Origin of the sequence: Pseudomonas sp. dw_612 (genome assembly GCF_018449725.1) — a bacterium.
Lineage (GTDB): Bacteria > Pseudomonadota > Gammaproteobacteria > Pseudomonadales > Pseudomonadaceae > Aquipseudomonas.
The window spans coordinates 145,473-171,076 of sequence record NZ_JAAVVC010000005.1 but is presented as its reverse complement, the minus strand read 5'-3'; the positions used below and the strand labels follow the sequence as shown (position 1 = coordinate 171,076).

The window sequence follows — 25,604 nt, the reverse complement described above, 5'->3', positions numbered from 1 at the left end:
CCGTAAACGTATGTGTCGGTCTTTTTGTTGTAGAAGCCAGTGGAGCCTCCCGTGCGCCAGCGTTATTTAGCCTTGCTCAGTGTGTTTGCCAGCCTTCCTGCGATGGCGCTCACTTTCCAGACCCGTCTGGAGAGCATCGAGTGGACGGTCGAAGGTGACAAATTCGAATGCCGACTGACCCAGCCGATTACTGATTTCGGTTCCGGCGAGTTCGTGCGTCGCGCGGGTGAGCAGGCGATTTTTCGCCTCAAAGCCTATAACTCGATGATTGGTGGCGGTTCGGCGACCCTGCTCGCGGCCGCCGCGCCCTGGCAACCGGGGCGTGGCGATATCAATCTGGGCTCGGTGAACATTGGCAGCGGCAACGTGCTGTTCAACAGTTCGCAAGTGCAGGCCGGACGCCTGATCAGTGGTTTGATGGACGGCCGCAGCCCGGTCATTCGCCGCGCTTCGGGCGATGGTCGGGTGTCTGAAGTTCGCCTGCTGCCGGTCAAGTTCAGCAAGGCCTTCAATGACTATCAGGGTTGCGTGGCCAAGCTGTTGCCGCAAAATTTCGAGCAGGTGAAGCAGTCGGAAGTCGGTTTCCCCGGCGAAGGTGTCGATCTGGATCCCCAAGCCAAGGCCAAGTTGCAGGTCATGCTGGAGTTCATCAAAGCCGATCCGACGGTCAATCACATCGAGCTCGATGGCCATTCCGATAACAGCGGCAATCGCCTCACCAACCGCGAACTGTCACGCCGCCGGGCACTGGCGGTGATGGACTTCTTCAAGGCCAATGGCATCCAGGAATCGCAGATCACCATGCGTTTCCACGGTGAACGCTACCCCCTTGCGCCGAACACCAATGCGGCCAACCGGGCCAAGAATCGGCGGGTCGCGGTGCGTCTTGAGCGGGTTGCGCCCACCGAGAAACCGGCCCCTCAGTCAGCCTCTTCTGCGGGTGCGGCGACGACCTCCTGAACCTGCTGTAATCGTCGCTCGTTCGACATAATCTGTCGCTTCGTCGTCATTAGCTGTCGCGCCTCTGTAAATTATTGCGCATGAGCGGTAGACTTCACGGCTTTCCGTAAACCCCGTGGAGTGATGGCATGGCGGACGTAAACAAGGTCGTTCTGGCGTATTCCGGCGGCCTGGACACTTCGGTGATCCTCAAGTGGCTGCAGGATACTTATAACTGTGAAGTAGTGACCTTCACCGCTGACCTGGGTCAGGGCGAAGAGGTCGAACCGGCCCGCGCCAAGGCTCAGGCCATGGGCGTAAAAGAAATCTACATCGACGATTTGCGCGAAGAATTCGTGCGTGATTTCGTGTTCCCGATGTTCCGTGCCAACACCGTTTACGAAGGCGAGTACCTGCTGGGTACTTCCATCGCTCGTCCGTTGATCGCCAAACGCCTGATCGAAATCGCCAACGAAACCGGTGCTGACGCCATTTCCCACGGCGCCACCGGCAAGGGCAACGACCAGGTTCGTTTCGAACTCGGCGCCTACGCACTCAAACCAGGCGTGAAAGTTATCGCCCCTTGGCGCGAGTGGGACTTGCTCTCCCGTGAAAAGCTGATGGATTACGCTGAAAAGCACAACATCCCGATCGAGCGCCACGGCAAGAAGAAATCCCCATACTCGATGGATGCCAACCTCCTGCACATCTCCTATGAAGGCGGCGTGCTGGAAGACACCTGGACCGAGCACGAAGAAGACATGTGGAAATGGACCGTCTCCCCGGAGAACGCTCCTGATAAAGCGCAGTACCTCGAACTGACTTACCGCAACGGCGACATCGTCGCGCTGGACGGCGTCGAAATGACCCCGGCCACCGTGCTGGCGACGCTGAACAAAATCGGTGGCGAACACGGTATCGGCCGTCTCGATATCGTCGAGAACCGTTACGTGGGCATGAAGTCCCGTGGCTGCTACGAAACCCCTGGCGGCACCATCATGCTGCGCGCGCACCGTGCGATCGAATCGATCACCCTGGACCGCGAAGTGGCTCACCTCAAAGACGAGCTGATGCCGAAATACGCCAGCCTGATCTACACCGGTTACTGGTGGAGCCCTGAACGTCTGATGCTGCAACAGATGATCGACGCTTCCCAGGCTCACGTGAACGGTGTCGTTCGCCTGAAACTGTACAAGGGCAACGTGATCGTCACCGGTCGCAAGTCCGACGAATCGCTGTTCGACGCCAACATCGCGACCTTCGAAGAAGATGGCGGCGCCTACAACCAGGCCGATGCGGCGGGCTTCATCAAGCTCAACGCCTTGCGCATGCGTATTGCAGCCAACAAGGGTCGCAAGCTGTTCTGAGATCTTTGCCGCGGTAATTGAAGTGGTGACCCTGTTCGACAGGGTCACCACTCAACAAAAAAAGCGGTATCTCAAACATTAAATTTTCTTTGCACATCAGTCAGTTAGTCTTTCCCTGATTACTCATCAAGCGTCTGATCCAGTACCGTCACGCTCTGTGAATTCAAGTTGTAAACAACACAAAAGGTTTCGCACGCGCCTTTCTTTTTGTGTTTCGAACACTTGAGCACGCCTTCCTTCAGTAACTTCTCCGATTCGTTGCATGCGACAAACACGATCACCTTCGTGGGATGACCGCGCGGTTTGCGGATTTTCTCCATCAGGCTGGTGACGTCCGCCGGTGTGTTCGTCACGCGAGTATCAATGATGCTCAAATCCTTCATCGGCCCCGGCAGCGCGACGCTGTGTTGCACCCAGGCGTTTGGTTGCACGGTGTTTTGGGTCGGCGGGTCTTGCGCGTTCCAGAACCAGCAACGAAACCCTCTCACTTTGGTTGAAAGACCGGGAGGGGGCGGGCGCTCGGCATGATCAATGACTTTTATGAAGTACTTGTCTTTATCAAAGTCAGAGGGGGCGTAGAGCGATCGATAATTGAAGTTGAGCGTGAGAAAAAAAAGAAAGAGTAAGTAAAACGGAAAGCTGATCAAAAACCAGACATAGATTGCCCGTTCTTCGTTGTCAAGAAAAGGCAGGGAGATCGCTGCGGATGTTTCAGAGAGTGCTGCAAATATAGCAATGATGGTCATTGGGTTGGAGATTCTTTTTTTGAGTTTTTTCATGTTCTTTGCTCATAAAATGATGTCTTTTTCTCGTGTGAATTAAAGTGTTGGTGGAGTTTTAAGTTCTTGATGCTGTTTTCTAATAGTCTCCGTTCTGTGTAAAGGATGGTGATTATGTAGATTCACTGTAGTGCTCAGGGTATTTATATGTTGAGTGTTGTTGTTTCAAGGTTTTTATTGTGTGTTTACTGCGTTTTTTCAGGTGTGGACAGATATTTTGTGGTCTGCTTCTGGTATGGATCTTGATATTGAAAATATCAGTTACTTTTCAGCATGGGCCTGTAGGCAATGGATGCTGGATTAGTCGTGGGGCTGTCGGTAATACGCTGGATTGGTTGTAAGTCGATACAAATAAGGCAGGTGAAAGCGTAACGCTCTGAAGAACCCGTCGTTTCAAGCGCATTACATTCAAGGAATTTTTGTAGGATTAATCCGTGTTGCTTGTAGGGAATGTCTCTCGGTGTGGGTGCTCGGTGGGAGCGGCATGCCACGGGTGAAACGACTAGGCTATTGTGCGGGCTCTAAAAATTCGAACAGCGAAAATTGGACTTGCCCATGAATAAAGTGCTGATCGTGGATGATCACCCTGTCATTCGTCTTGCGGTGCGTTTGCTAATGGAACGTCATGGCTACGAAGTCATCGCAGAAACAGACAATGGTGTGGATGCATTACAACTTGCCCGAGAACAAATGCCGGATATTGTCATTCTGGATATTGGCATCCCGAAACTGGATGGCCTGGAAGTCATCGCGCGCCTTACATCGGTCGCGTTACCTATGAAAGTGTTAGTGCTGACCTCTCAGGCCCCGGGACATTTTTCAATGCGTTGCATGCAGTCCGGTGCCGCCGGTTATGTTTGCAAGCAACAGGACCTCACTGAGTTGCTCAGTGCTATCAAGGCAGTCTTGTCAGGCTACAGCTACTTTCCCAATCAAGCCTTGCATACGGTGCGGTCCAGCCTGGGTAATGCCAGTGAAGCCGATATGGTGGATCGTTTGTCGGGACGGGAAATGATGGTGTTGCAACAACTGGCTCGAGGAAAGACAAACAAGGAGATTGCCGATGGCATGTTCCTCAGCAACAAGACCGTCAGCACTTACAAGACCCGGTTGTTGTTGAAGCTTAACGCTCGCTCGCTGGTGGACTTGATCGAACTGGCCCAGCGCAATGGCCTGGTTTGACGGCATCTAGTAAAAAGCCTCCGTTTCGGGAGGCTTTTAGGTGTCATAGATCAAAATCGTAATCGGCCAATTGCTTTTGCAGTCGGCGCTCCTCCAGCAGATTGTCGATGGTACGGCGCTTGCTCAGGTTGGTTTTTGCCACCTCAACCACCGGTTCAGCGTCATCGGCTTCAACGGGGGTGAAGTCGTCTTCTACGTCCAATTGCTCTTTGCCAGTGCTCATTTTGTTACTCCAGGCTAAGACTGCCTTTGGCGCTCCTTATATCGACATTCTCCCGGCGGGTAAAAAAGATTTTTTCAATCGATAAATCAATAAATCTAATAGTGCATCAATCGTCCGAGGTCTTTTGCTTGTATTCGCACAAGTCCTCGATCCGGCAACTGCCGCAGCGGGGCTTGCGGGCCAGGCACACGTAGCGTCCGTGAAGAATGAGCCAGTGATGGGAATCGAGCAGAAACTCCTTGGGCACGAATTTCATCAGCTTGTTTTCCACTTCGACCACATTTTTGCCGGGAGCAATGCCGGTGCGGTTGCTGACCCGGAAAATATGGGTGTCCACGGCCATGGTCAACTGGCGGAACGCCGTATTGAGCACTACGTTGGCGGTCTTGCGGCCGACACCGGGCAAGGCCTCCAGCTCCTCGCGGGTCTGCGGCACTTCGCCGCCGTGTTTTTCCACGAGCAGGCGACAGGTTTCGATCACGTTCTTGGCTTTGCTGTTGAACAGGCCGATGGTCTTGATGTATTCCGTCAGCCCTTCGACTCCCAAGGCATGGATCGCCGCCGGGGTGTTGGCCACCGGGTAGAGCTTTGCCGTGGCTTTGTTGACGCCGACATCGGTGGACTGCGCCGACAGGATCACCGAGATCAGCAGTTCGAACGCTGAGGAATAGGCCAGTTCGGTCTTCGGTTCCGGGTTGTCTTCATGCAACCTGCGGAAGATTTCGTAACGTTTTGCGGCATTCATGGGTGATGCGTTTCCTCGAAAGCGGTCAGTTTGAGGGGCGGAACCAGGCTTGTTTCGCAGCGATCAACAGCCCCAGCAGAATAAATCCGCCGGGGGCCAACGTGGCCAGGCGCACGCCACCGTCGGCGGTCAGCACCCAACCGGGCCAGTCCAGCCCACCGGCCAGCCAGGACAGATGCGCGCCAACAGTGCCATGGCCAATCAGCTCACGCAGCAGGCCCAGGCCCACCAGCAGCGCGCCGAACACGCCACACAGGCGCAAGCGATCACGCCAAGGGCTCTGGAAAAAATCATTGTGGTCCAGCACGACGCATTGCAAGGCGATCAGTCCGGCATACAGCCCCAAATGTTGCTGCCATTGCAGTGACCAGGCTTGCCCGGCGAGCTCGGCGCAACTGGTCAGCGTGGCCGCCAGCAGAACGCTGGCCGGCACGCGTGTCCACGAGACGAGTCGAGTGCGCAAGGCGCCCATCCCCGCGCCATATGTAGCCGTCACCGCCACGAACATCAACCACAGGCCCAGGGCGGTCATCAGGGAATCGGTGGCACCGATCAGCGGCGCCAGCATCAGCGAGTTCTGCACAGAGGCCTTATTCATGGGCGCTGCTCCCGATCCACTGTTGCCGATGTTCATCAAAGTAGCGCAACGCATCATGAACGGCGTTGATGACGGCTCTTGAGGTGGTGGTAGCCCCGGCCATTTGGTCGAATTGCCCCTGATCCTTTTTCAGCGCCCAGCCAGTGTCAGCGGGATCCGTGCGCGATTTGCCGGTGAAGAGGTGCAGCCAGGCGTTCGGCCAGTCGGCGATACGGCCGCCCAGGCCCGGTGTTTCCGCCTGCTTGAGGGTTTTGACACCGAGCAGTTTGCCGTTGGCGTCGATGGCGATCAGCAACTCGATGGTGCTGGTGTAACCCACGGTCTGGCTGCGCAGCAACACGGCGCTGGGTTGGTTGGACCGGGTTGCCAGATACCCCCCCAGCAAGGTGCTGTTGGCCAGCGCAATGTTGTCGACGGCCAATGGCTGGTCGAGCGGCTGGTTGTCGTAGCTGCCGGCCGGCAACATATCCAGCAGCATTTGGCTATCGATCAAGCGTTGTTCAGTGGCAATCCGCGCCGCGCTGGTGTGATGCACAAGAAAGGTCACGCCCATTCCCAGGCCGGCCAATAACACCAGTGTCGCAACGCTGGTTGTCCGGTTCATGGTGCTGTTTGCTCCTGTCGTGCGGCGACAAACCGTTCCAGTGCCGGCACGCAGAGGTTCATCAGCAACACGGCAAATGCCACGCCGTCCGGGTAGCCGCCCCAGGTGCGAATCAGGTAGGTGAGCAGTCCAACGCCCGCGCCGAACATCAGCCGGGCACCAGGGCTTTTGGCGCCGGACACCGGCTCCGTGACGATAAAAAATGCGCCCAACATGCTCGCCCCCGTGAGCAGGTGAAACAGTGGCGAACCATGGGAGTCCGAGCCCGAGCCGTTCCAGCACAACAGGCTGATGATGAACAGGCTGGCGAGCATGCCCACCGGGGCATGCCAGCTAAACACCCGTTGCTGTAGCAGAAAGGCGCCACCGGCCAGAAACGCCAGATTGACCCATTCCACACCGCGACCGCCGAAATGGCCGAAGGTCGAATTGCCGGCGAACAGCTCATCCATGGTCAGGCTTTTATTGATACGCAGGCTGTCCAGCGCCGTGGCCTGGACCCAGGCATCCGGCGTCTGGCTTGAACTGAAACCGAAGATCTGCTGAAGGCCGCCGAGCAAGTCCATGCCATGGGAGGACGGCCAATGGGTCATCAGTTGGGGGAAGGTCACCAGTGCCAGGGCGAAACCGAGCATCGCCGGGTTGAACGGGTTCTTGCCGACGCCGCCATACAGGTGCTTGCCGAACAGCAGCGCGGCGGCGGCCGCACTGACCGTCAGCCACCACGGGCAATACGGCGGCAAGGCCAGCGCCAACAGCGTCGCGGTGACCACGGCACTGCCGTCGCTCAGCGTGGGCTTGACGGCGCGCCGACGCAGCTTCAGGACCGCGGCTTCTACGGCCAATGCCGTCATCGCCGTCAGAATCAGGTTGATCAATACGCCCCAGCCATACAGCCAAAACAACACCAGCATCCCCGGCACGGTAGCCAGCAATACCAGCTTCATGGCCTGCTGAAGGCGTTCGTCTACCGATTCAAGGGGCGACATAGGCCTCCACCATACGTTCGGCTTCTTGCAGCCGGACACGGGCCTTGTCCATCAACTCGGCAGGCGTATCGGGGTGACGTTCAAGTTTGCTGACGTCCGCGCGGGCGTAGGCCAATTCGGTTTTCAGCTGTCGAAGTTGGCTGTCGATCGGGCGTTTTTCGACGCGCTGCAAGTCAGGCAACGGTTGCTCGCTGATCGCTTCCGCCTCGTGCAAGGCCTGTTCGGCGTTTTTCAACGCGAGTTCTAACGCTTCGATCTGATCCGCCGAGGCTTCACTGGTTTGCGCTTTTTTCAGCTCGGCGCGGCGCATGGCCAACTGGATTTTTGCGCGTTTCAGCTCGGCGTCTTTCGCCGGTGCGACCGGTGCCGGGGCTGGTGGCGTGCTGCTTTCCAGTTGCGCCAGTACCTGTTCAGCGGCTTCGAACTGCTGTTGCAGGACGATCAGTTGCGACTGCTGCTCGAACGTCGGCGGATGCCCGAACGCCTTGAGCGATTTGTTCAATTGCGCCCGACTCATCGCCACGTCGATCTTGGCTTTTTTCAACGCCGCATCAGCCGTCGCTGCTTTCTGCGCGCGGACGCGCTCAAGGGCGGCCTGCACCGGATTGACCGTTACTTCGCTGGGTTGTGCGGCCCGTTGAACACGGGCCTGGCGCTCGGCGATTCGCTGTTGTTCTTCCCGTTGCAGTCGGGCGTTGCGCTGTTCGAACCGACGCCGCGCCCGATTGCGCTTGGTCGCCCGGGCTCTTTGTTCTTCTAGGCTGAACGCCAGTCCACCGACAATCGGTAGCACCGTGGCCAGCGGCAACGGGTGCATTTCGATGCAGTCCACCGGGCACGGCGCCACGCACAGGTCGCAACCGGTGCATTCATCGACGATCACGGTGTGCATCAGTTTCGCCGCGCCAACGATGGCATCCACCGGGCAGGCCTGGATGCACTTGGTGCAGCCAATGCATTCGGCTTCGCGGATGTAGGCAATTTGCGCCGGCGCCGAACCGCGACTGACGTCCAGTTCCAGCACCGGCACTTTCAGCAGATCGGCGAGGGCAGCGATCGTTTCGCTGCCGCCCGGCGGGCATTTGTTGATCGACTCGCCGCTGGCAATGCCTTCAGCGTAGGGCTTGCATCCGGGGTGGCCGCACTTGCCGCATTGGGTCTGGGGCAGGAGGGCGTCGATGCGTTGAATCAGACTCATGTTTTGATCAGTCCACTGAATCCGAGAAAGGCCACTGCGATCAGTCCGGCGCCGATCAATTGGATCGGCAAGCCACGAAAGGGCAGGGGAACATCGTTATCACGCGTGCGTTGGCTCAAATCGTTGAACAGACTCAGCACCAGCCAGAAACCCAACCCGGATCCGAGGCTCAAGGTGATGGCGTGGAGAAATCCCTTCTCGTTCTGGGCGTTGAGCAAGGTCAGCCCTAGAATGCCGGCATTCCCCAGCAGCAACGGCCAGAGGCCCTCGAACGTAAGTTTTGGCAGAGATCGCGACAGCCACTTCAGCAGCGGGGCGATCAGCAAAACGCTCAGCGGCAGGAACACAAACAGGCGCAGGGCCGTCAGCTCCAGTGGCAGCAATAGCCAGTGGTAGAGCGCGTAACCGAGCGTGCCGACGATCAGCATCAGGCTCGCCGTGGCAATGCCCAGTGCGTGGACCTGCCGTTGTTCTGAGCCCAACAACGGATCGACGCCCAGCGGCCATTGCAACACGAGGTTGTTGATCAGGGCGGCGCTGATTAGCGTAAGAAGCAGTTCGGTCATGATCTGTCTACCTGAGCGTCCGTATCCACAAATCGTTGGGCTGATGTTGAACCTGTAGGAGCTGTCGAGTGAAACGAGGCTGCGATCTTTTGATCTTGATCTTTAAAAAATCAAAGTCAAAAGATCGCAGCCTCGTTTCACTCGACAGCTCCTACAGGGTGGGGCCCGAGCTCAGAGACAGTATGGGCCAGACATGAAAATCCCACAGTCATGCCGGGCACGACTATGGGATTTGTTCAGCGCAGTACTTACTTGATGCGCTGACCCGGCTTGGCGCCGCTGTCGGGGCTAAGCAGGTAGATTTCTTCACCGCCAGGACCGGCCGCCATCACCATGCCTTCGGAGATCCCGAACTTCATTTTCCGTGGCTTGAGGTTGGCGATCATCATGGTCAGACGACCATTGAGCTTGGACGGGTCCGGGTAAGCGCTCTTGATCCCGGAGAACACGTTGCGTTGCTCGTCACCAATGTCGAGGGTCAGGCGCAGCAGTTTGTCGGCGCCTTCCACGTGTTCAGCCTTGACGATCAGCGCGACGCGCAAATCGATTGCTGCGAACGCATCGAAATCGATTTCCGGCGACAGCGGATCCTTGGCCAGTTCGCCGTTACCCGTCGGCGCGGTTTCACCGGTGTCGGTGGCGCTGGCGGTCAGGTCTTCTTTCGAGGCGTCGGTCATGGCTTGCACTTTGACCGGGTCGATGCGGGTCATCAACGGCTTGAACTCGTTCAACTGATGATTGCTCAGCAGCGTGGCGTGATCGTTCCAGGTCAGTGGCGCGACGTTGAGGAACGCCTCGGCATCGGCGGCCAGCAGCGGCAGCACCGGTTTGAGGAAGATCACCAGTTGGCGGAACAGGTTGATGCCCAGGGCGCAGATGGCCTGGACTTCGTCGTGCTTGCCTTCCTGTTTGTTCAGCGACCACGGCGCCTTGTCGGCGATCCAGGCGTTGGCGCGGTCGGCCAGGCCCATGATCTCGCGCATGGCCCGGGCGAAGTCGCGAGCCTCGTAGGCTTCGGCGATGCCTGGCGCGGCAGCCAGGAACGCATCGGTCAGTTCCGGCGCGGCGTTACCCGCCACCAACACACCGGCGTTGCCTTTCTGGATGAAACCGGCGCAACGGCTGGCGATGTTGACGACTTTGCCCACCAGGTCGGAGTTGACCTTCTGCACGAAGTCTTCGAGGTTCAGGTCGAGGTCATCGACGCCACGGCCCAGCTTGGCCGCGTAGTAGTAGCGCAGGTATTCCGGCGACAGGTGGTCCAGGTAGGTCCGGGCCTTGACGAAGGTGCCCCGGGACTTGGACATTTTCTGACCGTTGACGGTCAGGTAGCCGTGCACGTTGATGCCGGTCGGTTTACGGAAACCCGCACCTTCGAGCATCGCTGGCCAGAACAGCGCGTGGAAGTTGACGATGTCCTTGCCGATGAAGTGGTACAGCTCGGCGGTGGAATCCTTGGCCCAGAACGCGTCGAAATCCAGGTCCGGACGACGGGCGCAGAGGTTCTTGAAGCTGGCCATGTAGCCGATCGGCGCGTCCAGCCACACGTAGAAGTATTTGCCTGGCTCGCCCGGGATCTCAAAGCCGAAGTACGGCGCATCGCGGGAGATGTCCCACTGTTGCAGGCCGGCGTCGAGCCATTCGGCGATCTTGTTCGCCACGGCTTCTTGCAGGGTGCCGCTGCGGGTCCAGGCCTGCAGCATTTCCTGGAAGTCCGGCAGTTTGAAGAAGAAGTGCTGGGAATCCTTGAGCACCGGGGTGGCGCCAGAGATGGCCGACTTCGGATCCTTCAGGTCGGTGGGGGCGTAGGTCGCACCGCATTTTTCGCAGTTATCGCCGTACTGGTCTTCCGTGCCGCATTTCGGGCAGGTGCCCTTGATGAAGCGGTCGGCCAGGAACATTTTCTTTTCCGGGTCGAAGTACTGCGTGATCGAGCGCTGGGCAATGTGCCCGGCGTCGCGCAGCTTCAGGTAAATCTGGCTCGACAGCTCACGGTTTTCTTCGGCGTGAGTGGAGTGGAAGTTGTCGAAGTCCACCAGGAAGTCGGCAAAGTCGGCGCTGTGTTCAGCCTGGACGTTGGCGATCAGTTGTTCCGGGGTGATGCCTTCCTTTTCTGCGCGCAGCATGATGGCCGAGCCGTGAGCGTCGTCGGCGCAGACATAGATGCATTGATTGCCGCGGTGCTTCTGGAAGCGCACCCACATGTCGGTCTGGATGTATTCCAGCATGTGGCCAAGATGGATCGAACCATTGGCATAGGGCAGGGCGCTGGTGACGAGGATCTTGCGTGGCTCGGACATGGGGCTCGGCTACTTGATGAAACGGAGGTCGGCCACTATAAAGCGCTGGCGCATATTTTTCACCCCCGGCACAGGCCATCACGGTCCCTTGTAGCAGCTGGCGAAGCCTGCGTTCGGCTGCGAAGCAGTCGTAAAATTGGACACGGAGGTGTTTCAGGCAGTAACCGGTGTCCGGTTTGGCGACTGCTGCGCAGCCGAACGCAGGCTTCGCCAGCTGCTACAGAATGCGTGTGGTCACCGGATAATTGTCACATCCTGAAAGCATGCCGTCCGGCCTGTAGAACAGGTACGATACCCGCCTGATTTTCCTGTCTTGCTATCGGAGTTGCCCATGAGCGCCCTCAATCGCGCAGCGGTGGAAGCCGTCCTTCGCCAATACACCGACCCTTATCTGAACCAGGACCCGGTCAGCGCCGGGTGCGTGCGCAACATCGACATCCAGGGCGACCGCGTCAGCGTCCAGCTGGAGCTCGGTTACGCCGCCGGCCTGTTCAAAAGTGGCTGGGCGCAATTGCTGCAAATGGCCATCGAAGGGCTGGATGGCGTCACTGTTGCTCGCGTCGAGATCACCAGCGTCATCGCCGCGCACAAGGCCCAGGCGCAGATCCCGGGCCTGGCCAACGTCAAGAACGTAGTGGCCGTGGCTTCGGGCAAGGGTGGCGTAGGCAAGTCCACCACCGCTGCCAATCTGGCCTTGGCCCTGGCCCGTGAAGGCGCCAAGGTCGGGATTCTCGACGCCGACATCTATGGTCCGAGCCAGGGCATCATGTTCGGCATTGCGGAAGGGACCCGACCGAAGGTCAAGGATCAGAAATGGTTCGTGCCGATCGAGTCCCAGGGCGTCGAAGTGATGTCCATGGCGTTCCTGACCGACGACAACACGCCGATGGTCTGGCGCGGTCCGATGGTCTCCGGCGCGCTGTTGCAACTGGTCACACAAACCGCGTGGGGCGACTTGGATTACCTGGTCATCGACATGCCGCCAGGCACCGGCGATATCCAGTTGACCCTGGCACAGAAAGTCCCGGTAGCCGGTGCGGTGATCGTTACTACGCCGCAGGATCTGGCGCTGCTGGACGCACGCAAAGGCGTGGAAATGTTCCGCAAGGTCAACATTCCGGTGCTGGGCGTGGTGGAAAACATGGCCGTGCACATCTGCTCCAACTGCGGACATGCCGAGCATCTGTTTGGTGAGGGCGGTGGGGTGAAACTGGCCACTCAGTACGGCGTCGAACTGCTGGCTTCATTGCCTCTGGCGATGGCCATCCGCGAACAGGCCGATGGCGGCAAGCCAACCGTGATCGCCGAGCCGGACAGCCCGATTGCGATGGTCTACCAGGAACTGGCCCGCCACGTCGGCGCACGGATTGTGTTGCAGGAAGCGGCGACCCCGGCGATGCCGAATATCACCGTCAGCGACGATTGATTCGCTGAAAAGATGTTGTAGCAGCTGCCGAGGCACGAGGCTGCGTTGGGCTGCGTAGCGGCCCCCCGAGGGCGGTCCTACGGACACGCAACGCAGCCTCGTGCCTCGGCAGCTGCTACAGCGAGCGAGGCTGCGATCTCTTGATCTTGTTTTAGATGCGCAACCCGCCATCCATCTCCAGAATCCGACCGGTGTAGTAGTCGTTCTCGAAAATGTACGCCGCCGAATGGGCAATCTCGTCCGGTTTGCCCATGCGCTTGAGCGGAATCCCGGCAGTCATTTTCTCCAGCGCTTCCGGCTTCATGCCCAGCGTCATCTCGGTTTCGATAAAGCCTGGCGCAATGCCCGCCACACGAATACCGTAGCGCGCCAGTTCCTTGGCCCAGGTCACGGTGGCCGCTGCCACGCCAGCCTTGGCGGCGGAGTAGTTGGTCTGGCCCACGTTACCGGCCCGGGAGATCGACGAGATATTGATGATCGCGCCGCTGTTTTTCAGCTCGACCATTTTCGCCGCGACTTCACGGGTGCACAGGAACACGCCGGTCAGGTTGACGTCGATCACCGCCTGCCATTGGGCCAGGCTCATCTTGGTCATTTCGCCGTCCTTGACCTTCAGTAGCAGACCGTCGCGCAAGATCCCGGCGTTGTTGATCAGGCCATGGATTGCGCCGAAATCTTCGGCCACCTGGGCGACCATGTGCGTCACTTGCTCTTCATTGGCGACGTTGCACAGGTAGGCGCGGGCCTCGACACCTTTGGCTTTGCACGCGGCGACCGTGTCGTCGAGCTTTTCCTGGTTCAAATCGACCAGCGCCAGTTTCGCGCCCTTGCCGGCGAAATACTCGGCCATCGAACGGCCTAAACCCTGGCAACCGCCCGTGATAATGATTACTTTGTCAGTGAGTTGCATTCGCATGCCCCAATAGCAGGTCTGAGTGGTGTCCTAGTAGAGGGCCTCTCGATCTGCACCTGATGTGGCCTGGTTGCACATGAGAACTGCCCCGATGGCGTGCTGGATACTTATCCCCAGGCGCCTGTCCGTTTTTTCGACGGATTCTATATAAGGAGTCATAAATTGAGCGTTGAAGCGGCCAAGAATGCCCGAGAATTGCTTCTCAAGGAATACCGCGGAGTGCTTTCGACGCACTCCAAGGCCATGCCCGGTTTCCCTTTCGGCTCGGTGGTTCCGTACTGCCTGGACGAGCAGGGCCGGCCGCTGATCCTGATCAGCCGCATCGCCCAGCACACCCACAATCTGCAGAAAGATCCGAAATGCTCACTGTTCGTGGGTGAGCGCGGAGCCGAAGACGTGCAAGCCGTTGGTCGCCTGACCTATCTGGCCGAGGCCGAAAAGATTGAAGACGCCGCTGCCATTGACGCGGCCGCCGAGCGTTATTACCGCTACTTCCCGGATTCGCAGAACTACCACAAGGCTCACGATTTCGATTTCTGGGTGCTCAACCCCGTGCGCCACCGCTACATCGGCGGTTTTGGTGCGATTCACTGGGTCGATCAACTGACCCTGGCCAACCCGTTCGCCGGCAAGGCCGAGGTAAGCATGGTCGAGCACATGAATGCCGACCACACCAAAGCCATCGCGCACTACGTCGAACTGGCCGGTTTGCCGAAGACCGAACCAGCGCTATTGGCCGGCATCGACACCGAAGGTATGCACCTGCGCATCGGCCAGGCGCTTTACTGGCTGCCGTTTCAAGCACCGTGTAACACGCCGACACAAGTGCGCGAAGCCTTGGTTTTCCTGGCTCACGCCGAGCATTGGCCGAAAAATGAAGTGGCTGACGCTTGAATTCACGAATCGGCGACGTCATCTAAGGAACACTGGCAAGGCATTCTTGCGTTGAGGAACCATTTGATGCGCCCTTTTTTATTGCTCTTTGTACTGTTTCCGGTGTTGGAGCTGTTCGTATTCGTCAAGGTCAGCGGGGCGATCGGGTTTTTCCCGGCCCTGCTGCTGATCATTCTCGGCTCGATGCTCGGCGTGTTCGTGCTGCGCATCGCCGGTCTGGCCACTGCACTGCGTGCCCGTGAAAGCCTGAACCGCGGCGAGCTGCCGGCCCAGACCATGCTGGAAGGCTTGATGCTGGCATTGGCGGGCGGTCTGTTGATCCTGCCGGGTTTCGTCACGGACGTGCTGGGCCTGATCATGCTGCTGCCGCTTTCCCGTCGGTTGCTGGCGAACAAGATGCGTCAGCGCGCCGAAGAGGCTGCGATCCGCCAGCGTGCATTCGCCGATGACCTGCAGTCCCGGGGCGGTCCTGCTCCACGACAGCAACCGCTGGGCCGCGAACCCAACGTGATCGAAGGCGAATTCGAACACCACGATCCCAAGTAAAGCGTTTCAGCTGCACGGCACCTTCGGGTGCCGTGTTCGTTAGGGGGCAATCTCATGAAAAAATTTGCCTGCTCGCCCTTGTAATAAGCTTATGCGCCCTTATGTAACGGTCACCGCAAGGTTTCTGGCGATCATGCCAGACAGACTTCCGCGGTTCGCTTGACGAACCGCACCCGGCGCCGCCGGATTTGTTAAACCCGCCGGGAATACACCGGCCGATGAAAACCACAATTAGGAGAGATCGACAATGAAGCTTCGTCCTCTGCATGACCGCGTCGTCGTCCGTCGCAGCGAAGAAGAAAAGAAAACCGCTGGCGGTATCGTCCTGCCAGGTTCGGCTGCTGAAAAGCCAAACCAGGGCGAAGTCCTCGCTGTAGGCCCGGGCAAAGTCCTGGACAACGGTGAAGTACGTGCGCTGTCCGTGAAAGTGGGTGACAAGGTTGTGTTCGGCCCTTACTCCGGCAGCAACACTGTGAAAGTTGACGGCGAAGACCTGCTGGTCATTGGCGAAAGCGAAATCCTCGCTGTTGTCGAAGGCTGATTCCCCGCTCATTTTCCCGCTACTACAAAGTATTTAAGGAATATCGATCATGGCTGCTAAAGAAGTAAAATTCGGCGATTCCGCCCGCAAGAAAATGCTCGCCGGTGTCAACGTCCTGGCTGACGCAGTAAAAGCGACCCTGGGCCCTAAAGGCCGTAACGTGATCATCGAGAAGAGCTTCGGCGCTCCGACCATCACCAAGGACGGCGTTTCCGTAGCCAAAGAAATCGAACTGAAAGACCGTTTCGAAAACATGGGCGCGCAGCTGGTCAAAGACGTTGCTTCCCGTGCCAACGATGACGCAGGCGACGGCACCACCACCGCTACCGTTCTGGCTCAATCGATCGTCAACGAAGGCCTGAAAGCCGTCGCTGCCGGCATGAACCCGATGGACCTGAAACGCGGCATCGACAAAGCGACCATCGCTATCGTCAAAGAGCTGAAAGCCCTGTCCAAGCCTTGCGCTGACACCAAGGCCATCGCTCAGGTCGGCACCATCTCGGCCAACTCCGACAACTCCATCGGCGACATCATTGCCGAAGCCATGGAAAAAGTCGGTAAAGAAGGCGTGATCACCGTTGAAGAAGGCTCGGGCCTGGAAAACGAACTGTCGGTTGTTGAAGGCATGCAGTTCGACCGTGGCTACCTGTCCCCGTACTTCGTCAACAAGCCAGAAACCATGACCGCCGAGCTCGACGGTCCGCTGATTCTGCTGGTCGACAAAAAGATCTCGAACATCCGCGAAATGTTGCCAGTACTGGAAGCCGTTGCCAAAGCCGGCCGTCCACTGCTGATCGTGGCCGAAGACGTTGAAGGCGAAGCCCTGGCGACTCTGGTTGTGAACAACATGCGTGGCATCGTCAAAGTCGCAGCCGTCAAGGCTCCAGGCTTCGGCGACCGTCGCAAGGCCATGCTGCAGGACATCGCCGTCCTGACTGGCGGTACCGTTATCTCCGAAGAGATCGGTCTGAGCCTGGAAAGCACTACCCTGGAACACCTGGGTAATGCCAAGCGCGTGATCCTGTCCAAAGAAAACACCACCGTGATCGACGGCGCCGGCGTTGAAGCTGATATCCAGGCTCGCGTTCTGCAAATCCGTCAGCAAGTGGCCGACACTTCGTCCGACTACGACCGTGAAAAACTGCAAGAGCGTCTGGCCAAGCTGTCCGGCGGCGTTGCAGTGATCAAGGTTGGCGCTGGTTCCGAAGTTGAAATGAAAGAGAAGAAAGCCCGCGTTGAAGACGCCCTGCACGCTACCCGTGCAGCCGTTGAAGAAGGCGTGGTACCTGGCGGCGGCGTGGCACTGGTTCGCGCTCTGCAGGCTATCTCCGAACTGAAAGGCGACAACGCCGATCAGGACGTGGGTATCCAGTTGCTGCGTCGCGCTGTTGAAGCGCCGCTGCGCCAGATCGTTGCCAACTCCGGCGACGAGCCAAGCGTTGTAGTCGACAAGGTCAAGCAGGGTTCGGGTAACTACGGTTACAACGCTGCTACCGGCGAATACGGCGACATGATCGAAATGGGCATCCTTGACCCGGCTAAAGTGACTCGTTCGGCTCTTCAGGCAGCGGCTTCCATCGCCAGCCTGATGATCACGACCGAAGCCATGATCGCCGAGATCAAGGAAGAAGGCGGCGCTGGCGGCGGTATGCCAGACATGGGCGGTATGGGTGGCATGGGCGGCATGATGTAAGCCAGCCTTACCCCTATAAAAAAACCCCGTCTGCGAAAGCAGGCGGGGTTTTTTATTGTCTAGGATTCGCCATCACACTGAACCCCTGTGGGAGCGGGCTTGCTCGCGAAGGCGGTGTATCAGACAACATTGATGTCGATTGATACACCGCCTTCGCGAGCAAGCCCGCTCCCACATTTGGATCTGTGTGTCAGGCGTTGACCGGTTTGGCCTCGATGACTCGCTCAGCCTTCGAAGCCGGGCGATACAGGATGTAGTAGTACGATCCCAGACAAATCAACCAACAGAAAATCGCCGTCCACACGTTGTGCGAAAAGAAGTGCGCGCCCTGCATCATCCGGCTGATGGAAAACACCGTGCCCAACGCGGCGGCAAAGATAAACGCCTTGCGCGCCAGCCGCGGACGGCGATCACGCAGCACAAAGAACAGCGCAAACAACGTGAAACCGGTAGCCGCATGACCACCCGGCCAGCAACGGCCCGGTTTGTCGGTGTGCGGGCGCGGGCTCAGCAACTCGCTGTAGGTTTCATGACCGCCGAACTGTTCCAGACTCCAAGGGCATTGCACCGACGTCACCACTTTCACCGGAGTGACAAAGGACGTGGCCAGGCCCAGGGACAGCACCAGGCAACCCAGCTCCCGTTTGAACGGTTTGAGTCGTTCAACAAAAAACGCACAGATGAAGCCGATCACCGCAAACACCGAGAAAGCGATAACTACTTGTTTGGCCCGGTCATGCAGAATGTCTTCGAGGAAGTAACTGTGCCGGCCGATGAAGTCTCCGGCGACCGGGTCATAAAAAACTTTGGCCAGGTCCATGTCCAGGTCGGTCAGTTCGAGCAGCACCAGAATGATTGCCGCAACGGCGGGAACGCCCAGGCACACCCAGAAATTGAGCGGGCGGGATGCGGGACGGACAGCGGTCGAAACCATAGCAGTTCCTTGGTCGGTTAAATGTTCTGATGGGGCAGCCGCGCGGAGTTTGCGCCGGATGCTGTCGTCGGCGTGTGAATCGATAGTGAAAAAATCGTTAAGACTACGGCAGGGTTGTCGAGGGGCTTCACCGTTGCACACAGCCCTAGCCCTGAGCCACCCGAGGCCTTAAGCTGCGCGAGCCGAAGACGGCCGTTACTGTGTACGGAGGAGTGCCCATGCGAATTCTATTGGTTGAAGACAACCGCGATATCCTGGCCAATCTGGCCGATTACCTGGGGCTTAAAGGCTATACCGTGGATTGCGCACAGGACGGTTTGTCGGGGCTGCACTTGGCCGCCACCGAGCATTACGACTTGATCGTGCTCGACATCATGCTGCCTGGCATCGACGGCTACACCCTGTGCAAGCGCCTGCGTGAAGATGCGCGCCGCGACACGCCGGTGATCATGCTCACCGCCCGGGATCAACTGGACGACCGGTTGCAGGGCTTCAAGTCCGGTGCCGATGACTACCTGATCAAGCCGTTCGCCTTGTCCGAACTGGCCGCGCGCATCGAAGCGGTCATGCGCCGTGCCCAGGGCGGCGGTCGCCGTGCGTTGCAGGTCGGTGACCTGAGTTACGACCTCGATACTCTGGAAGTGACCCGCGAAGGCCGTCTGCTGAAACTCAACCCGGTGGGCCTCAAGTTGCTGGCGGTGCTGATGCAGAAAAGCCCCCACGTGCTGCGTCGCGAAATCCTCGAAGAAGCCCTGTGGGGCGATGACTGCCCGGACAGCGACAGCCTGCGCAGCCACGTCCATCAACTGCGCCAGGTGATCGACAAGCCATTTGCCAAGCCACTGCTGCAAACCGTGCACGGTGTGGGTTATCGCTTGGCCGAGGGCCGTGATGGAGTTTAAGCAGAGCCTCGCTCAACGGATCATCATCGCCTTTGCGCTGATGAGCGCACTGGTGGCAGGGGCCTTCGCCATGGGCATTGTGGCGACCGTGCACCTGGTGGAAGAGAAACTCATATCGGCAGGCCTGGGCGGCGATTTGCAGCGCCTGTTGCTGATGGACAGCGTCTCGGACTGGAGCCACCGCCCGGAGCCTGACCAACTGTTCTATTTCAGCGGTGGGCAAGGGGACTTCGAACTGCCCAAGGATCTACGCCATCTGGACCCCGGCTTTCACGAAGTCTTTCGCGAACAACTGTCGTATCACGCCATGGTCGAAATCGTCGACGGGCGGCGTTACGTGCTGTTGCAGGATCAGAGTGATTTCGAAGAGCGTGAGCGGGTGCTGTTTGCGGTCGTGCTGGTGGGCTTTGTGCTGAGCCTGGCACTCGCGGTATTTCTCGGCTGGATCCTGGCACGCAAAGTCATGGCGCCCGTGGTGCGCCTGGCCCGTCAGGTACGCCACCGCGATCAGTTGCTGGGCTTGGCGCCCCCCCTGGCGCCGGACTACGCCGCTGATGAAGTGGGCGAGCTGGCGGTGGCTTTCGACGCGACCCTCGGGCGTCTGCGCCAGGCCTTGACCCGCGAGCGTTTGTTCACCAGCGACGTCAGTCATGAATTGCGCACCCCGCTGATGGTCCTGGCCAGTTCCTGTGAACTGCTGTTGGAGAACCCGGGCATCGACCAGCGCGGTCGTGCCCAGGTCGAGCGCATCGCTCGGGCCTGTGAGGAAATGCGCGAATTGGTGCAGACCTTCCTGATGCTCGCCCGCGCCCAGCGTGAAGACGCCAGCATGTCGCCGCAGCAGACCGTCAGTCAGGTCGCCGAAGGGTTGTTGAGTCTTTGGCGCGAGCCGATTGAGTACAAAGGGCTGACGCTGAACTTCGAGCCGGGTAATCCGCCGGACAACCGCTACAACGCGACCTTGCTGCATGCCGTGATGGGCAATCTGTTGCGCAATGCCCTGCACTACACCGAAACCGGCTTCATTCGCCTGACCCTCACCCACACCGGGTTTATGGTCGAGGACAGCGGCGTCGGCATTCCCGAGGAAAAGCGTGAGGCCATGTTCGAGCCTTTTGTGCGTGGCAGCGAGAAACGCGGTGAAGGCCTGGGGCTGGGGCTGTCGCTGGTGCAGCGGATTTGTGAGAACCAGGGCTGGACCGTCAGCCTGACCACCATGGAGCCCAACGGCTGCCGCTTTGAGGTGCAGTTGCATACCGCAAAAGTGCGCTGATCGGGTTGCAGCTGACGGGTGGCTCCGCACCCGCTTTCCTATCCTGAAAAACCCTGAAATACTTCGCCGTTTTACACAACGAAGTTTTCACAAAGTCATGACCTGACGCTGACACGGCGCTACCTAAGGTGGTTGTCATCAGCAGTCAGGAGACTTTAATGATGGCAAGCCCTATCAAACTGGATTTTTCCGAAAAGTACGACGATGAACACGCGCAAAAATACCTGCGCAAACATCAGGAAGGCCTTGGTCGTCGACTGTCCCATTGGCGAGACGAACAATTGGCGCGTAAAGCGCTGACCCTGGCCGGTGAGCCGGGGCTGGTTCTTGATTTACCCTGCGGTGCCGGACGTTTCTGGCCGCTGCTGGGGGAAAAACCCAACCGTGTGATCATCGGGGCTGACAACTCTGAGTCAATGCTGAAGATCGCTACGCAGGCACAACCCGCCGAAGTGGTAAAACGGGTACAACCCTTGCACACTTCAGCATTCGACATTGCTTTACCCGATAACGCTGTCGACAGCATTTTCTGCATGCGTTTGCTCCATCACATCGGTGAAGCCGAGCATCGACTGGCTATTTTGCGCGAATTCCAGCGTGTCACTCGCGACAGCGTGATCCTTTCGTTGTGGGTGGATGGCAATTTCAAGGCCTGGAAACGCAAGCGCGCAGAGAAAAGGCGTGAGAAAGAAGGTTACCAAAATCGCTTTGTGTTACCGGCGGCAACGGTTGAAAAGGAATTCGAGCAGGCGGGTTTCCGTATTCAGGAACAACTGGACTTTATACCGCTCTATGCCATGTGGCGGGTTTACGTATTACGCAAGAGGTAACGGGATGGCAGTGCAATATGCAGCAGAAACGGAAGTCGCTCCTCAGGACCGCTTCGATTATTTCTGGAACCAGCGTGGTGAATGGGTCGAAGAACCCAACGTTCGCCGCGGTGGGGAAAGTGGCGTGCAGCGCGTCAGGGGCAGCGACGGACAACTGCTGTATGCCAAGCGTCAGACCGGGCACATCTATCGCAGTTGGCTACACCCTTTCGGCCGACCGACCGTATTGCGCGAGCGTGATGCGCTGACCGGTTTGAGTGCGCTTGGCGTACGTGTCCCGGAAATGGTGTTCTGCGGCGCCCAGCGTGACCCTGTACACAAATGGCGTGCCTTGCTGGTGACCAAGTCGCTGGATGGCTTTGAGGAAATCGAACACTGGTTAGCCGGTGGCGGTCGTGAGCGTCACGGCGAGTCGGTGTACGAGCGCGTCCTCAAGGATATGGCCGAGAATATGGCCCGCATGCACAAGGGCCGTTGGCAGCACAGCTGCATCTACATCAAACACGTATTCGTGCGGGTTGTTGGTGAAGGTGAAGCGGCCACGGTTGAAGTGGCGTTGATCGATCTGGAGAAATGTCGCCAGCGTTTGTTGGCCCGCCAGGCCGCCGCTCATGACCTGAAACAATTGCGTCGCCACTCGTCGTTCAGCGATACAGACTGGAAGAATCTGGTCTATTTTTATGAGACGGCGTTTGGCAGCGCTATCAAAGGTTTATAGCGATGAAACTCGAAATTGCACGAGGTGTGTTTCTTCTAGGAGCCTTGGCAGTTGCTTCATTGGCGGTGGCGGCTTGGGAGCAGCCCCGCACGCAGGTCCTCAGTGCAGTGAACGGTGACGCTCACTGCCCGTTGCCACGGGTTGCCAAAGCAGCCGTGGCCACACAACCTGACCATGACTTGTTACTGTTCATGTTCGGACTTTCACAAGGATTGAGGCCGCAGAGTTGAACAGATTGAAGCCCAAATAAAAGACCTCGCAGATGCGGGGTCTTTTTTTTGCCTGATGTTCAGCAACAACACCGAACCCCTGTGGGAGCGGGCTTGCTCGCGAAAGCGGTGTGTCATTCAGCGATGATGCTGACTGACAGGGCCCCTTCGCGAGCAAGCCCGCTCCCACAGGGGGATTGGCGTGATTCAGGGCTTATCGGGCTTAGCCAGTAGCGTGTAAACGCAGGGCAACACGAACAGGGTGAACAACGTCCCGATCGACATCCCCGTGGCGATCACCGTGCCGATATCGAACCGACTGACGGCACCCGCGCCGGTGGCCAGAATCAACGGCACCATGCCGAACACCATTGCCGCCGTGGTCATCAGCACCGGCCGCAGACGAATGGCGGCTGCTTGCTCGACCGCGTCGCGCGGGCTCAAGCCCTTTTCCTTGCGCAGTGTGTTGGCGAACTCGACGATCAGGATGCCGTGCTTGCTGATCAGCCCGATCAGCGTCACCAACCCGACCTGGGTGTAAATGTTCATGCTCGACCAACCCAGAAACAAGGGGATCAACGCGCCACAGATCGACAGCGGCACGGTGACCAGTATCACCAGCGGATCACGGAAGCTTTCGAACTGCGCCGCCAGTACCAGGAAAATGATCGCCAGCGCCAGCGCGAAGGTCACCCACAGAGCGCTGCCTTCCTGGACGAATTGCCGTGACGTGCCGCCGTAGTCAAAGGCAAAGCCCACCGGTGCTTCTTCCTGGGCGATCTGGCGTACGACTTCGATGGCTTCGCCCATGCTCACCAGCGGGAACCCGGTCACGGCCGCCGCATTGAGCTGCTGGAACTGGTTCAACTGCCGTGGCCGCGCCCGGTCGGTGACGGTAATCAGGGTCGACAGGGGCAGCAGTTCGCCCGCAGTGTTCTTGACGTAGTAATTGTTCAGCCAGTCGGGGTTGTCCCGGTACGCCCGCTCGACCTGGGCGATGACCTTATAGCTGCGCCCTTCAATGGTGAACCGGTTGATCTCAGCCTCACCCAGCAGCGTCGCCAGGGTGCCGCCGAGGTCCTGCATCGACACGCCCATCTGTGCAGCCTTGGCGCGGTCGATATCCACCACCACTTCTGGCTTGTCGAACGCCAGGTCGATGTCGACAAAGGCGAACTTGCCGGATTCCAGCGCGCGTTTTTTCACCCGATCCGCCACGTCCAGCAGCGACGCGTAATCGTTGGCGGTGTTGATGATGAACTGAAACGGCAAGCCTTCACCGGTGCCCGGCAGGGACGGCAGGTTGAAGCCGAAAATCTGCAAACCGGGAATGTTCCCCAGTTTGGCCTGAACCTCGGGCAGGATCTGCATTTGCGTGCGACTGCGCTCGTTCCACGGCTTGAGCAGGAAACCGCCGATACCCGATTGCACGCCGTTGAAGCCATTGATCTGGAACGAGGAGTAGTACTCGGGGAACTCTTTGAATATCTGGATGAACTCGTCGGTGTAGGCGTTCAGGTAATCGAGGTTGGTCGGCTGCGGGGCGTTGGCCATCATGAAAATGATGCCCTGGTCTTCGTCCGGCGCCAGCTCCGACTTGGCGAACTTGAGAAACACCGGGATCAGGCACAGCACGATTACCGCGAACACCATCACCACCGGCCGGGTATTGAGTGTGCCGTGGAGCATGCTCCGGTAACGGCGCTTGAGGCCTTCGAAAATCAGGTCCAGGCGATGGGCCAGGCCGCTGGGGTTTTCGTCGTGGCGCAGCAAAAAGGCGCACATCATGGGTGACAGCGTCAGGGCCACAATGCCCGAGATCACCACCGCACCGGCCAGCGTCAGGGCAAACTCCTTGAACAGCGCCCCGGTGAGGCCCGTGAGGAAACCGATCGGCGCATACACCGCCGCCAGGGTGATCGTCATGGACACCACCGGCATGGCGATTTCCCGGGCGCCTTCAATGGCCGCGTCCAGCGGTGTCTTGCCTTCCTCGATGTGCCGGTGGATGTTCTCCACCACCACAATCGCATCGTCCACCACCAGCCCGATGGCCAGCACCATCGCCAGCAGGGTCAGCAGGTTGATCGAGTAGCCCATCATCTGCATGAAGAACATCACGCCGATCATCGACAGCGGGATGGTCACCACCGGGATCACCACCGAACGCAGGGCCCCGAGGAACAGAAACACCACCACAATCACGATCAGTACCGCTTCGAACAGGGTTTTGATCACCTCGTTGATGGAGGCCTGGATAAACAGTGTGGCGTCGTAGGCAATTTCGCTTTTCAGGTTGGGCGGTAGCTGGGCTTCCAGCTCCGGCATGATCTTGCGCACTTCCTTGATCACGTCCAGCGGGTTGGCGCCGGGTGTTGCCTTGATACCGATGTACACCGACGGCGTTCCGCCGAAAGAACTGATGGCGTTGTAGTTCTCGGCGCCCATCTCGACCCGCGCCACATCACTGAGCAGCACCCGGCTATCACCCGACACCTTGAGCGGGATCGCGGCAAAGGCCTCGGCGGACTTGAGTTCGGTATTGGCGTTGATGCTGGTGACCACGTACTCGCCTTTCACTTCGCCGGCGGCGGAGAGGAAGTTGTACTGGCGCACGGCGTTGGTCACGTCGCTGGCGCTCAGGCCGAAACCGGCGAGTTTTACCGGATCCAGCCACAGGCGCATGGCGAACACCTGGTTGCCAAGAATCTCGGCTTCGGCCATGCCCGGCAAGGTCGCCAGTTTGGGCTGGATGACCCGGGATAAATAGTCGGTGATCTGCGGGTTGTTCAGCTCCTTGCTGAAGTAGCTGATGTACATCAGCGCCGAAGCGTCGGCCGCTTCCTTGCTCAGCACCGGGTCTTCGGCGTCCTGGGGCAGCTTGTTCTTCACTTCGTTGGCCTTGGCCAGCAGCTCGGTGAACAAGCGGTCGCTGTTGGAGCCGATGCGCGCGTAGATCGAGATCACCGAGAAGTTCTGGCGACTGACCGAGGTCATGTAGTCGATGCCCTCGGCACTCGCCAGACTCTGCTGCATCGGTTGGGTGATGTAGCCCTGGATCGTTTCGGCGTTGGCCCCGGGGTAGGCGGTGGTCACCGTGATCAGGGCGTTTTCCATTTGCGGGTATTGGCGCAGGGGCAGCTTGCTCCAGGCCTGGAAGCCCAGCAGCACAATCAACAGGCTGACCACGGTGGCGAGCACCGGGCGGCGGATGAACGGATCGGTAAAAGCCATG

The 25,604-nt window shown here is 58.7% G+C and carries 25 protein-coding genes and 1 pseudogene; 13 read left to right on the top strand and 13 right to left on the bottom strand.

The features are described 5' to 3' along the window. Window positions 1-51 precede the first annotated feature (51 nt). Window positions 52-960 (top strand): OmpA family protein, encoded by a 909-nt coding sequence (locus HB680_RS10215; protein WP_213938354.1) that lies wholly within the window; start codon window positions 52-54, stop codon window positions 958-960. A gap of 128 nt (window positions 961-1,088) precedes the next feature. After that, on the top strand, window positions 1,089-2,306 hold the full coding sequence (locus HB680_RS10210; RefSeq protein WP_213938353.1) for an argininosuccinate synthase: 1,218 nt from the start codon (window positions 1,089-1,091) through the stop codon (window positions 2,304-2,306). Window positions 2,307-2,425: 119 nt separating this feature from the next. Here HB680_RS10210 and HB680_RS10205 read toward each other — a convergent pair whose 3' ends face one another. Then, entirely contained in the window at window positions 2,426-3,085 is a 660-nt protein-coding gene (locus tag HB680_RS10205; protein WP_213938352.1) for a hypothetical protein, read from the bottom strand. 555 nt (window positions 3,086-3,640) lie between these two features. Between HB680_RS10205 and HB680_RS10200 the strand changes: the two genes are divergently transcribed. Then, window positions 3,641-4,267: a response regulator transcription factor gene (locus HB680_RS10200; protein WP_213938351.1), complete on the top strand. Its 627-nt coding sequence runs from the start codon at window positions 3,641-3,643 to the stop codon at window positions 4,265-4,267. 43 nt (window positions 4,268-4,310) lie between these two features. Here HB680_RS10200 and HB680_RS10195 read toward each other — a convergent pair whose 3' ends face one another. From HB680_RS10195 to metG, 8 genes are all read right to left on the bottom strand, one after another. Next, on the bottom strand, window positions 4,311-4,490 hold the full coding sequence (locus HB680_RS10195) for a hypothetical protein (protein ID WP_007898493.1): 180 nt from the start codon (window positions 4,488-4,490) through the stop codon (window positions 4,311-4,313). A 106-nt stretch (window positions 4,491-4,596) separates the two neighbouring features. Further along, window positions 4,597-5,235, bottom strand: coding sequence for an endonuclease III (nth, locus tag HB680_RS10190; protein ID WP_213938350.1), 639 nt, complete (start codon window positions 5,233-5,235; stop codon window positions 4,597-4,599). A gap of 25 nt (window positions 5,236-5,260) precedes the next feature. Next, the gene (locus tag HB680_RS10185; RefSeq protein ID WP_213938349.1) at window positions 5,261-5,833 is read right to left on the bottom strand and encodes an Rnf-Nqr domain containing protein; all 573 of its coding nucleotides are present in this window, start codon (window positions 5,831-5,833) and stop codon (window positions 5,261-5,263) included. Continuing rightward, on the bottom strand, window positions 5,826-6,437 hold the full coding sequence (locus tag HB680_RS10180) for an RnfABCDGE type electron transport complex subunit G (RefSeq protein ID WP_213938348.1): 612 nt from the start codon (window positions 6,435-6,437) through the stop codon (window positions 5,826-5,828). The genes HB680_RS10185 and HB680_RS10180 overlap by 8 nt, the downstream gene beginning before the upstream one ends. Continuing rightward, entirely contained in the window at window positions 6,434-7,426 is a 993-nt protein-coding gene (locus HB680_RS10175) for an RnfABCDGE type electron transport complex subunit D (protein WP_213938347.1), read from the bottom strand. Before HB680_RS10175 ends, HB680_RS10180 begins: the two co-directional genes overlap by 4 nt. After that, the gene (gene rsxB, locus HB680_RS10170) at window positions 7,413-8,624 is read right to left on the bottom strand and encodes an electron transport complex subunit RsxB (RefSeq protein WP_213938346.1); all 1,212 of its coding nucleotides are present in this window, start codon (window positions 8,622-8,624) and stop codon (window positions 7,413-7,415) included. The genes HB680_RS10175 and rsxB overlap by 14 nt, the downstream gene beginning before the upstream one ends. Continuing rightward, window positions 8,621-9,190, bottom strand: a complete 570-nt coding sequence (locus tag HB680_RS10165) for an Rnf-Nqr domain containing protein (RefSeq protein ID WP_213938345.1) — start codon at window positions 9,188-9,190, stop codon at window positions 8,621-8,623. Before HB680_RS10165 ends, rsxB begins: the two co-directional genes overlap by 4 nt. A 248-nt stretch (window positions 9,191-9,438) precedes the next feature. Further along, complete coding sequence (metG, locus tag HB680_RS10160) at window positions 9,439-11,490, bottom strand: methionine--tRNA ligase (RefSeq protein ID WP_213938344.1); 2,052 nt, start codon at window positions 11,488-11,490, stop codon at window positions 9,439-9,441. Between the two features lie 331 nt (window positions 11,491-11,821). On the opposite strand from metG, the gene apbC reads away from it, so the two are divergent. Beyond that, window positions 11,822-12,916 carry an iron-sulfur cluster carrier protein ApbC gene (gene apbC / locus HB680_RS10155; protein ID WP_213938343.1) on the top strand — a complete coding sequence of 365 codons (1,095 nt, stop codon included), beginning with the start codon at window positions 11,822-11,824 and terminating at the stop codon, window positions 12,914-12,916. A gap of 151 nt (window positions 12,917-13,067) precedes the next feature. Here the strand turns inward: apbC and HB680_RS10150 are convergent, their stop codons facing one another. After that, window positions 13,068-13,826 carry an SDR family oxidoreductase gene (locus tag HB680_RS10150; RefSeq protein ID WP_054045171.1) on the bottom strand — a complete coding sequence of 253 codons (759 nt, stop codon included), beginning with the start codon at window positions 13,824-13,826 and terminating at the stop codon, window positions 13,068-13,070. Window positions 13,827-13,991: 165 nt separating this feature from the next. On the opposite strand from HB680_RS10150, the gene HB680_RS10145 reads away from it, so the two are divergent. The 4 genes from HB680_RS10145 (at window position 13,992) to groL (ending at window position 17,503) form a co-directional block, all read left to right on the top strand. Then, window positions 13,992-14,723, top strand: coding sequence for a HugZ family protein (locus HB680_RS10145; RefSeq protein ID WP_213938342.1), 732 nt, complete (start codon window positions 13,992-13,994; stop codon window positions 14,721-14,723). A 66-nt stretch (window positions 14,724-14,789) separates the two neighbouring features. Continuing rightward, entirely contained in the window at window positions 14,790-15,269 is a 480-nt protein-coding gene (locus HB680_RS10140; RefSeq protein WP_213938341.1) for an FxsA family protein, read from the top strand. 247 nt (window positions 15,270-15,516) lie between these two features. Next, window positions 15,517-15,810 (top strand): co-chaperone GroES, encoded by a 294-nt coding sequence (locus HB680_RS10135; protein WP_007948593.1) that lies wholly within the window; start codon window positions 15,517-15,519, stop codon window positions 15,808-15,810. Between the two features lie 49 nt (window positions 15,811-15,859). Then, a complete protein-coding gene (gene groL, locus HB680_RS10130; protein WP_054045163.1) occupies window positions 15,860-17,503 on the top strand; it encodes a chaperonin GroEL in 1,644 nt (547 codons plus the stop codon). 190 nt (window positions 17,504-17,693) lie between these two features. Here groL and HB680_RS10125 read toward each other — a convergent pair whose 3' ends face one another. Beyond that, window positions 17,694-18,437, bottom strand: a complete 744-nt coding sequence (locus tag HB680_RS10125) for a phosphatase PAP2 family protein (protein WP_213938340.1) — start codon at window positions 18,435-18,437, stop codon at window positions 17,694-17,696. 218 nt (window positions 18,438-18,655) lie between these two features. On the opposite strand from HB680_RS10125, the gene colR reads away from it, so the two are divergent. From colR to HB680_RS10100, 5 genes are all read left to right on the top strand, one after another. Next, a complete protein-coding gene (colR, locus tag HB680_RS10120; RefSeq protein ID WP_054045155.1) occupies window positions 18,656-19,339 on the top strand; it encodes a two-component system response regulator ColR in 684 nt (227 codons plus the stop codon). Then, entirely contained in the window at window positions 19,329-20,612 is a 1,284-nt protein-coding gene (locus HB680_RS10115) for a HAMP domain-containing sensor histidine kinase (protein WP_213938339.1), read from the top strand. Before colR ends, HB680_RS10115 begins: the two co-directional genes overlap by 11 nt. 161 nt (window positions 20,613-20,773) lie before the next feature. Further along, on the top strand, window positions 20,774-21,442 hold the full coding sequence (locus tag HB680_RS10110; RefSeq protein WP_213938606.1) for a class I SAM-dependent methyltransferase: 669 nt from the start codon (window positions 20,774-20,776) through the stop codon (window positions 21,440-21,442). A 4-nt stretch (window positions 21,443-21,446) separates the two neighbouring features. After that, window positions 21,447-22,160, top strand: a complete 714-nt coding sequence (locus HB680_RS10105; RefSeq protein WP_213938338.1) for a lipopolysaccharide kinase InaA family protein — start codon at window positions 21,447-21,449, stop codon at window positions 22,158-22,160. A 2-nt stretch (window positions 22,161-22,162) separates the two neighbouring features. Then, window positions 22,163-22,390 (top strand): hypothetical protein, encoded by a 228-nt coding sequence (locus HB680_RS10100; RefSeq protein WP_213938337.1) that lies wholly within the window; start codon window positions 22,163-22,165, stop codon window positions 22,388-22,390. A gap of 79 nt (window positions 22,391-22,469) precedes the next feature. Here the strand turns inward: HB680_RS10100 and HB680_RS32730 are convergent. After that, window positions 22,470-22,580 (bottom strand): annotated as a pseudogene (locus tag HB680_RS32730) (metal ABC transporter ATP-binding protein); the annotation flags it as partial. Continuing rightward, on the bottom strand, window positions 22,577-25,603 hold the full coding sequence (locus tag HB680_RS10095; RefSeq protein WP_213938336.1) for a multidrug efflux RND transporter permease subunit: 3,027 nt from the start codon (window positions 25,601-25,603) through the stop codon (window positions 22,577-22,579). The gene HB680_RS10095 and the pseudogene HB680_RS32730, both read right to left, overlap by 4 nt. Window position 25,604: the final 1 nt, after the last annotated feature.

Bases quoted from the DNA above. Each gene is read 5' to 3' on its own strand.
- HB680_RS10210 (WP_213938353.1), top strand. From the start codon at position 1,089: ATGGCGGACGTAAACAAGGTCGTTCTGGCGTATTCCGGCGGCCTGGAC.
- HB680_RS10205 (WP_213938352.1), bottom strand. From the start codon at position 3,085: ATGAAAAAACTCAAAAAAAGAATCTCCAACCCAATGACCATCATTGCT.
- HB680_RS10200 (WP_213938351.1), top strand. From the start codon at position 3,641: ATGAATAAAGTGCTGATCGTGGATGATCACCCTGTCATTCGTCTTGCG.
- HB680_RS10195 (WP_007898493.1), bottom strand. From the start codon at position 4,490: ATGAGCACTGGCAAAGAGCAATTGGACGTAGAAGACGACTTCACCCCC.
- nth (WP_213938350.1), bottom strand. From the start codon at position 5,235: ATGAATGCCGCAAAACGTTACGAAATCTTCCGCAGGTTGCATGAAGAC.
- HB680_RS10185 (WP_213938349.1), bottom strand. From the start codon at position 5,833: ATGAATAAGGCCTCTGTGCAGAACTCGCTGATGCTGGCGCCGCTGATC.
- HB680_RS10180 (WP_213938348.1), bottom strand. From the start codon at position 6,437: ATGAACCGGACAACCAGCGTTGCGACACTGGTGTTATTGGCCGGCCTG.
- HB680_RS10175 (WP_213938347.1), bottom strand. From the start codon at position 7,426: ATGTCGCCCCTTGAATCGGTAGACGAACGCCTTCAGCAGGCCATGAAG.
- rsxB (WP_213938346.1), bottom strand. From the start codon at position 8,624: ATGAGTCTGATTCAACGCATCGACGCCCTCCTGCCCCAGACCCAATGC.
- HB680_RS10165 (WP_213938345.1), bottom strand. From the start codon at position 9,190: ATGACCGAACTGCTTCTTACGCTAATCAGCGCCGCCCTGATCAACAAC.
- metG (WP_213938344.1), bottom strand. From the start codon at position 11,490: ATGTCCGAGCCACGCAAGATCCTCGTCACCAGCGCCCTGCCCTATGCC.
- apbC (WP_213938343.1), top strand. From the start codon at position 11,822: ATGAGCGCCCTCAATCGCGCAGCGGTGGAAGCCGTCCTTCGCCAATAC.
- HB680_RS10150 (WP_054045171.1), bottom strand. From the start codon at position 13,826: ATGCAACTCACTGACAAAGTAATCATTATCACGGGCGGTTGCCAGGGT.
- HB680_RS10140 (WP_213938341.1), top strand. From the start codon at position 14,790: ATGCGCCCTTTTTTATTGCTCTTTGTACTGTTTCCGGTGTTGGAGCTG.
- HB680_RS10135 (WP_007948593.1), top strand. From the start codon at position 15,517: ATGAAGCTTCGTCCTCTGCATGACCGCGTCGTCGTCCGTCGCAGCGAA.
- groL (WP_054045163.1), top strand. From the start codon at position 15,860: ATGGCTGCTAAAGAAGTAAAATTCGGCGATTCCGCCCGCAAGAAAATG.
- HB680_RS10125 (WP_213938340.1), bottom strand. From the start codon at position 18,437: ATGGTTTCGACCGCTGTCCGTCCCGCATCCCGCCCGCTCAATTTCTGG.
- colR (WP_054045155.1), top strand. From the start codon at position 18,656: ATGCGAATTCTATTGGTTGAAGACAACCGCGATATCCTGGCCAATCTG.
- HB680_RS10115 (WP_213938339.1), top strand. From the start codon at position 19,329: ATGGAGTTTAAGCAGAGCCTCGCTCAACGGATCATCATCGCCTTTGCG.
- HB680_RS10110 (WP_213938606.1), top strand. From the start codon at position 20,774: ATGGCAAGCCCTATCAAACTGGATTTTTCCGAAAAGTACGACGATGAA.
- HB680_RS10105 (WP_213938338.1), top strand. From the start codon at position 21,447: ATGGCAGTGCAATATGCAGCAGAAACGGAAGTCGCTCCTCAGGACCGC.
- HB680_RS10100 (WP_213938337.1), top strand. From the start codon at position 22,163: ATGAAACTCGAAATTGCACGAGGTGTGTTTCTTCTAGGAGCCTTGGCA.
- HB680_RS10095 (WP_213938336.1), bottom strand. From the start codon at position 25,603: ATGGCTTTTACCGATCCGTTCATCCGCCGCCCGGTGCTCGCCACCGTG.